The sequence below is a fragment of the Longicatena sp. genome, from assembly GCF_982403165.1.
This window is the reverse complement of record NZ_CEVYEL010000087.1, coordinates 1-7,664: the sequence shown is the minus strand read 5'-3', so window position 1 is coordinate 7,664 and position 7,664 is coordinate 1. Positions and strand designations below refer to the sequence as shown.

The following is a 7,664-nucleotide window of genomic DNA, read 5'->3' as shown; positions in this document are numbered from 1 at the left end:
ATATATAAGAATGTGAGAGTGGTTTTAGAATGAATATCAAGTTAAGCAGCGAGTATGTTACTCTGGGCCAGTTGTTAAAGATGGCAGACTTTATTCAAAGCGGCGGAGAAGCTAAATTTGCCGTAAAAGAGCTTTCAATTTATGTAAATAAAGAGAAAGAAAATCGCCGTGGCAGAAAGCTTTATCCCGGTGATGTCATCAACATTGAAGGAACAATCATAACATTGTCATGAGAGTTTCTGAAATCAGACTGCATGATTTTCGCAATTATGAGGATTTACAAGCTGTTTTTTCTGATGGCATTCATGTGCTGGCAGGAAAGAATGCACAAGGCAAAACAAATTTGTTGGAAGCATTATTGTATCTTTCTACGACCAGATCACATCGGACAAATACAGATAAAGATTTGATCAGAGAAAAAAGCGAGGCTTTTTTTATTCGGGCTAAAATTGAAAAAGAGCATAAAAAAGAAGATATTCAAATTACGGTGAATGAAAAAGGTAAAAATCTCTTTATTTATCAAAATCCGGTAAATCGTGTAAGTGATTTTATCGGTGAATTTAATGCCGTAATGTTTTGTCCGGATGACATGTCATTATTTAATGCCTCTCCTCGCGTCAGAAGACGCTTTGTGGACATGGAATTAAGTAAGATAAGTAAAAAGTATGTGAGTACGCTTTATGTGGCTTTAAAGCTCTTAAAAGAGCGTAATGCATATTTGAAACAAGAACATGTAGATAAGGCTTATTTAGAAGTCTTGACCTCACAGTTGATTGAAGAAGAAGTTGTGATCATACAACAGCGACATTATTTTTTAAAGGAACTATTAGAAAAATGTCAAAAGTTTTATAAAGAACTCTCACAGGATGATACGCTACTTAATATTTCCTATGACAGCTGTATTCCTTTTGATGAAGATAAAAATGTCATGAAAGAAGCTCTGCAAAAAAAATATGCAAAACATCTTGCTCGTGATATCTATCTAAAACAAACAATCATTGGTATTCATAAAGAAGATTTTACTTTTATGATCAATGACAAGGATTTAGCAACCTATGCATCACAAGGTCAAAAAAGAAGTGTCTTATTGGCTTTGAAAATAGGTATGGTTTATATGATACGTGATATCATACAAGAATTTCCGGTATTATTGCTGGATGATGTATTCAGCGAACTGGATGTGTATCGAAGAGAAAAACTGTTAACGTCGTTACCTGCCGAAGTGCAAATCTTCATTTCTACCACAGATACGACGGAAGCAGAAAAAATACGAAAACTGCGTAAGGTTACCTTATGGAAAGTAGCCAATGGAACATTACAGAGATGTTAGGAGGATGTCTATGGATGAAAATCAGATGAAAGAAATCGAAGAAATGGAAAACATCAAGGTTGATCATTCCTATACTGCGGATGATATACAGGTGTTAGAAGGTCTTGAGGCAGTACGGAAAAGACCTGGTATGTATATTGGTTCCACCAGTGAAAAAGGTCTTCACCATCTTGTATGGGAAATTGTGGATAACTCCATTGATGAGGCCTTAGCAGGCTTTGCGACAGATATTGATATTGCGATTGAAAAAGATAATATCATTCGTGTCGAAGATAATGGTCGAGGTATGCCTACAGGCATCGTTGAAAAATCAGGAATTTCCGGTGTGGAAACGATATTTACCATTTTACATGCCGGCGGTAAATTTGGCGGTGGTGCGTATAAGGTATCCGGTGGTTTGCATGGTGTTGGTGCCAGCGTTGTTAATGCTTTGAGTGAATGGCTAGAAGTTACGGTATATCAAAATGGCAATATTTACTTCATGCGTTTTGAAAATGGCGGTAAAGCAGTTGAATCATTAAAGATTATCGGTAAGACAGATAAGCATGGTTCTATGGTACGCTTTAAAGCAGATCCAACGATTTTTACCGAAACGCAGGTTTATGATTTTGAAACATTGAATACCAGAATCCGTCAATTGGCCTTCTTAAATAAAAGTATTAAGTTGATCTTAACGGATGAACGTGAAGAAGAAAGAAAAGAAATCGTTTATAAATATGATGGCGGTATTCGTCAGTATGTAGAATATCTGAATCAGAATAAGAGTCCACTGCATGAAGAAGTTGTTTATGTAGAAGGTATTGAAGATGGTATCTTAGCAGAAATCGCTTTACAGTATAACGATGGATATGTACCAAATATTTATTCTTTCTGTAACAACATTAATACAGCAGAAGGTGGAACACATGAGGATGGTTTCCGCTTAGCTTTAACCAGAATCGTCAATGCTTATGCCAGAGAAAATGGGATGATCAAAAAGGATGAAACCTTAGCCGGCGATGATGTGCGTGAAGGTTTAACGGCTATTATTTCCGTTAAACATCCAGATCCACAATATGAAGGACAGACGAAGACAAAGCTAGGTAATTCAGAAGTTCGTAAAATTGTTTCCAGTATTCTTGGTGAACAGCTGGAAAAATTCTTCTTAGAAAATCCGGATACAGCAAAAATCATCATTGATAAATGTATCCTAGCTAGCAAAGCACGTATGGCTGCGAAAAAAGCCAGAGAGCTGACAAGACGTAAGAGTGCGTTGGAAATATCTTCACTTCCTGGTAAATTGGCGGATTGTTCCAGCCGTGATGCATCGGAATGTGAAATTTATATTGTCGAGGGTGATTCTGCCGGCGGTAGTGCAAAACAAGGACGAAATTCTAAATTTCAGGCCATCTTGCCACTGCGTGGTAAAATCTTAAACGTTGAAAAAGCGCGTTTACATAGAATCTTTGAAAATAATGAAATTCGCTCTATGATTACTGCCTTTGGCTGCGGTATCGGAGAAGAGATGGATATATCGAAATTGCGTTATCATAAGATTATTATCATGACCGATGCCGATGTCGATGGTGCACATATTTGTACACTGATGCTAACCTTCTTCTATCGTTTCTTACGTCCTATTATTGAAGGTGGATATGTATATATCGCCATGCCTCCATTATTTAAGATTCAAAAAGGACAGCGTATTGAATACGTATATGATGAATCCAGCCGTGATCGTGTCATTGCGGAAATGGGTGAAAATGTAAGTATTCAGCGATATAAAGGTTTAGGAGAAATGAATCCGGAACAGTTGTGGGAAACAACGATGGATCCAGCCTTCCGTACATTGAAGAAAGTCAATATCAATGATGCGATGGAAGCAGATAAAGTCTTTGAAATGCTGATGGGTGAAGAAGTTGGACCTAGACGTGAATTTATACAGGAAAATGCTGTATATGCAGAATTGGATGTTTAACAGGAGGTGTATTTTTGAATGGATTTGAATAAAGATAAACTAAAAGAAGTTGATATATCAAAAGAGATGCGAAAATCCTTCCTGGATTACTCCATGTCTGTTATTGTAGACCGAGCTTTACCAGATGTTCGCGATGGCTTAAAGCCGGTACATCGCCGTATTCTGCATGCGATGAATGAGTTGGGTATTGTTGCCAGCAAGCCTTTTAAGAAGTCTGCACGTATCGTAGGTGAAGTTATTGGTAAGTATCATCCACATGGAGATACTGCTGTTTATGATGCTATGGTACGTATGGCACAGGATTTCAGTTACCGTTATATGCTTGTACAAGGTCATGGTAACTTTGGTTCTATGGATGGTGATGGTGCTGCAGCTATGCGATATACCGAGGCGAGAATGAGCAAGATTGCCATGGAATTGCTGCGTGACATTAATAAAAATACTGTAGATTTTGGACCTAACTATGATGGTGAGGAAACAGAACCTAAAGTTATGCCGGCACGTTTTCCTAATTTGATCGTCAATGGTGCTGTTGGTATTGCGGTAGGTATGGCAACCAATATTCCTCCGCATAATCTTACGGAAACAATAGACGCAACCTTTGCGGTTATGGATGATCCGGATATTACAGTCATGGAATTAATGGATAATTATATCAAAGGTCCAGACTTTCCAACTGGCGGTATTATTTTAGGTAGAAGTGGTATTCGTCAGGCATATGAAACCGGACGAGGTTCCATTATCACAAGAAGTAAATATCATGTGGAAGAAATGGGCAATGGCAAGAATCGTATCGTTGTCACAGAAATTCCATATCAGGTAAATAAAGCAAATCTAATTAGTAAGATTGCTGATTTAGTTCGTGAAAAACAGGTGGATGGTATTACCTATCTGAATGATGAATCGAATCGTGACGGTATTCGTATTGTCATAGAATTAAGAAAAGATGTACAGGTAGAAGTAGTGATGAATCAATTGTTCCGTCTGACATCTTTACAGACATCCTTTGGTGTCAATATGCTGGCATTGGTCAATGGTGCTCCTAAACAAATGGGCATTAAAGAAATGCTGCAGCATTATGTAGATCATCAGATTGATGTTGTTGTCAGAAGAACACAGTTTGATTTAAAGAAAGCTGAAGATCGTGCGCATATCTTAGAGGGTCTGCGTATTGCATTGGATCATATTGATGAAATCATTCGTTTGATTCGCGAAAGTCAAAATGATGCAGAAGCAAGAAGCGGTTTGATGGAACGTTTTAAATTAACCGAAATTCAGGCAAATGCAATCTTAGAAATGCGTCTGCGTCGATTAACCGGTTTGGAACGTGATAAGATTGAAAATGAATATCAGGAATTGTTAAAGACAATTGCTGATTTAAAAGATATCTTAGCAAATCATTCCCGTGTTATTCAGATTATTAAAGATGAATTAACAGAAGTAAAAAATCGTTTTGGTGATCCACGACGTACAGAAATCAGTGAAGCAGATTATTCCATGGAAGATGAAGATTTAATTCCGGTGGAAGATGTTGTTATCACAATGACAACAAATGGTTATATTAAACGTATGCCAATTGATACCTATCGTACACAGAATCGTGGTGGCCGTGGTGTCAAGGGAATGTCTGTGAATGAGGATGATATCGTTGAATTATTAACAACCATGTCAACACATGATTATCTGATGTTGTTCACAAACCTTGGTAAGGTTTATCGTATGAAGGGATATAAAATACCTTCTGCAGGTAGAACGGCGAAGGGTCTTCCAGTCGTTAATCTATTGAATCTGGATAAAGAAGAAAAGGTACGTGCTTTAGTACCGGTAAATCCGGAAAGTGAATCAGAATATCTGTTGTTTGTGACACAGAATGGTCTTGTAAAACGTACACCAATGAGTGAATTTGATTCGATTCGTCAAAATGGTAAGATTGCGATTACTTTACGTGATGATGATGAATTGATGGGTGTGAAGGAAACAACAGGCGATGATGAAATTATTATTGCCGGTTCTAATGGAAAGGCAGTTCGTTTCCATGAAGATGGTATACGTGCTATGGGACGTACGGCAAGTGGTGTCAAAGGCTTTAATGTCGATGGTTCCGTTGTTGTAGGTGTTGCGACTTCTAGAGATGGTACGCATTTATTAGCCGTTAGTGAAAATGGCTATGGAAAACGTACAGCTATTGAAGAATATCGTTTAACAACTCGTGGGGCAAAAGGTGTTAAGACAATTAACATTACCCAGAAAACAGGTGATTTAGTATCTGTAAGAGCAGTGAATGGTGATGAAGATGTCATGATCATTACAAATACAGGTATCATAATCCGTATTGCTGTTGAAAATATTGGTATTTATAGCCGAAATACACAGGGTGTAAAATTAATCAATGTTGGAGAAGATGAATCTGTAGCGAAGATTGCTATCGTTGATAAAGAAGAGGAAGCGGAAGATACGGCTGAAGTTTCGACAGAAACAGTTGAAAAAGCAGTAGAAACTGAAGAATCTGCGAAAGATGCCGTGGAACCAATTGACAACGAGAATAAAGAATGATATAAAAAATAAGAAAACGTCGATAAGGATAAGTAATAGAGTCTTTGAGCAAAGAGAGATAACGGCTGGTGTGAGTTATTGTCAAAGCTTTATGAAATCAACCTTGGAGTGAAGTAGTGAATAAAGTAGTTACTTCCGGTAGTACCGTTATCACTTGAGAGGATTCATAGTGTGATGCTATGAATTAAAAAAGGGTGGCAACACGAGGTATCGTCCCTTTCGGACAATACCTCTTTTTTATTTGTAAGGAGGATATAGCGATGTTAGATATGAAATTTTTACGTGAAAACGTAGATTCTGTAAAAGAGAACATGAAAAAGAAGTTTCAGGAACATAAGCTTGAATTAGTTGATAAAGTTGTCGAAATGGATAAAGTGAATCGCCAGTTAAAACAGCGTGGTGATGATCTGCGCGCAAAGCGTAATGCCATGAGCAAGGAAATCGGTGGATTGATGGCAAAAGGCTTAAAAGATGAAGCAAATGCAGTAAAAGCAAAAGTGCAGGCCATGGCAGATGAAATGAAAGAAATTGAAGAAAAAGAAGCGAAGATGGCTGCAGAAATAAAGGAAATCATGATGAAGATTCCTAACATGATTGATCCTAGTGTTCCTATTGGAAAAGATGATTCAGAAAATGTGGAATTACAAAAATATGGGGAACCGATCGTACCGGCTTTTGAAATTCCTTATCATACGGAAATTATGGAACGTTTTAATGGAATTGATTTAGATAGTGCCAGAAAAGTTGCAGGTAATGGCTTCTATTATTTGATGGGAGATATTGCAAGATTACATTCTGCTGTTATTTCTTATGCAAGAGATTTTATGATTGAGCGTGGCTTTACCTATGTGGTTCCACCTTTTATGATTCGCAGCAATGTTGTAACTGGAGTTATGAGCTTTGCGGAGATGGAAGGTATGATGTATAAAATTGAAGGCGAAGATTTGTATCTGATTGGAACAAGTGAGCATTCTATGATTGGTAAGTTCATTGATACAATTTTAGATGAAAAGGATTTGCCTTATACGTATACAAGTTATTCTCCATGCTTTAGAAAAGAAAAGGGAGCACATGGTATTGAAGAACGTGGTGTTTATCGTATTCACCAATTTGAGAAACAAGAGATGATCGTTGTTTGTAAACCAGAGGAAAGTGCAGATTGGTTTGTGAAACTTTATACGAATACTGTTGATTTATTTAGAAGCTTAGATATTCCTGTTAGAACTTTGGAATGTTGTTCAGGTGACTTGGCGGATTTGAAATGCAAGTCTGTCGATGTTGAGGCTTGGAGTCCAAGACAGAAAAAATACTTTGAAGTTGGAAGTTGTTCTAATCTAACAGATGCACAAGCAAGAAGACTTGGAATTCGTGTAAAAGGCAAAGATGGAAAATATTTTGCTCATACGTTAAACAACACAGTTGTTGCTCCTCCTCGTATGTTGATTGCTTTCTTAGAAAACAATCTGAATGAGGATGGAAGCGTAAATATTCCTAAGGTGTTACAGCCTTATATGGGTGGTACAGAAAAGTTAGTACCGAAGAAATAAAAAATTGAGGAAATCACTTAATTTCCTCTTTTTTTGTATTTTCAAGGCATTATTTTCAAAAGCTTGAAAAAGTAAGAAAAAGCTTTATTTAAAGGATTATTTTGAATAAAATAGAATATTTTTACTGCTTGTGATTTGCATTGAAATACTAAGAGATTGGCAGTTGTATATCTCACTGCACATCATTTTCACATTTTAACCACTTTTTTTGTTTCACGTGAAACATTATTTGAAAATTGTTTTACATGAATTTAAATATTGTGGTAGTTTTTTGCTA

At 37.0% G+C, this 7,664-nt stretch carries 5 protein-coding genes and 1 other annotated feature; all 5 genes read left to right on the top strand.

The features are described from left to right. Positions 1–29 precede the first annotated feature (29 nt). Entirely contained in the window at positions 30–233 is a 204-nt protein-coding gene (gene yaaA, locus AC1VS3_RS12355) for a S4 domain-containing protein YaaA (protein WP_008690234.1), read from the top strand. Then, complete coding sequence (gene recF, locus AC1VS3_RS12350; RefSeq protein ID WP_008690232.1) at positions 230–1,330, top strand: DNA replication/repair protein RecF; 1,101 nt, start codon at positions 230–232, stop codon at positions 1,328–1,330. Before yaaA ends, recF begins: the two co-directional genes overlap by 4 nt. 10 nt (positions 1,331–1,340) lie before the next feature. Then, complete coding sequence (gene gyrB / locus AC1VS3_RS12345) at positions 1,341–3,287, top strand: DNA topoisomerase (ATP-hydrolyzing) subunit B (protein WP_008690230.1); 1,947 nt, start codon at positions 1,341–1,343, stop codon at positions 3,285–3,287. 18 nt (positions 3,288–3,305) lie between these two features. Then, positions 3,306–5,840: a DNA gyrase subunit A gene (gene gyrA / locus AC1VS3_RS12340; RefSeq protein ID WP_008690229.1), complete on the top strand. Its 2,535-nt coding sequence runs from the start codon at positions 3,306–3,308 to the stop codon at positions 5,838–5,840. Between the two features lie 10 nt (positions 5,841–5,850). Beyond that, positions 5,851–6,061 (top strand) — a binding site (T-box leader). A 39-nt stretch (positions 6,062–6,100) separates the two neighbouring features. After that, entirely contained in the window at positions 6,101–7,387 is a 1,287-nt protein-coding gene (gene serS / locus AC1VS3_RS12335; protein WP_008690228.1) for a serine--tRNA ligase, read from the top strand. Positions 7,388–7,664 lie beyond the last annotated feature (277 nt).

Bases quoted from the DNA above. Each gene is read 5' to 3' on its own strand.
- yaaA (WP_008690234.1), top strand. From the start codon at position 30: ATGAATATCAAGTTAAGCAGCGAGTATGTTACTCTGGGCCAGTTGTTA.
- recF (WP_008690232.1), top strand. From the start codon at position 230: ATGAGAGTTTCTGAAATCAGACTGCATGATTTTCGCAATTATGAGGAT.
- gyrB (WP_008690230.1), top strand. From the start codon at position 1,341: ATGGATGAAAATCAGATGAAAGAAATCGAAGAAATGGAAAACATCAAG.
- gyrA (WP_008690229.1), top strand. From the start codon at position 3,306: ATGGATTTGAATAAAGATAAACTAAAAGAAGTTGATATATCAAAAGAG.
- serS (WP_008690228.1), top strand. From the start codon at position 6,101: ATGTTAGATATGAAATTTTTACGTGAAAACGTAGATTCTGTAAAAGAG.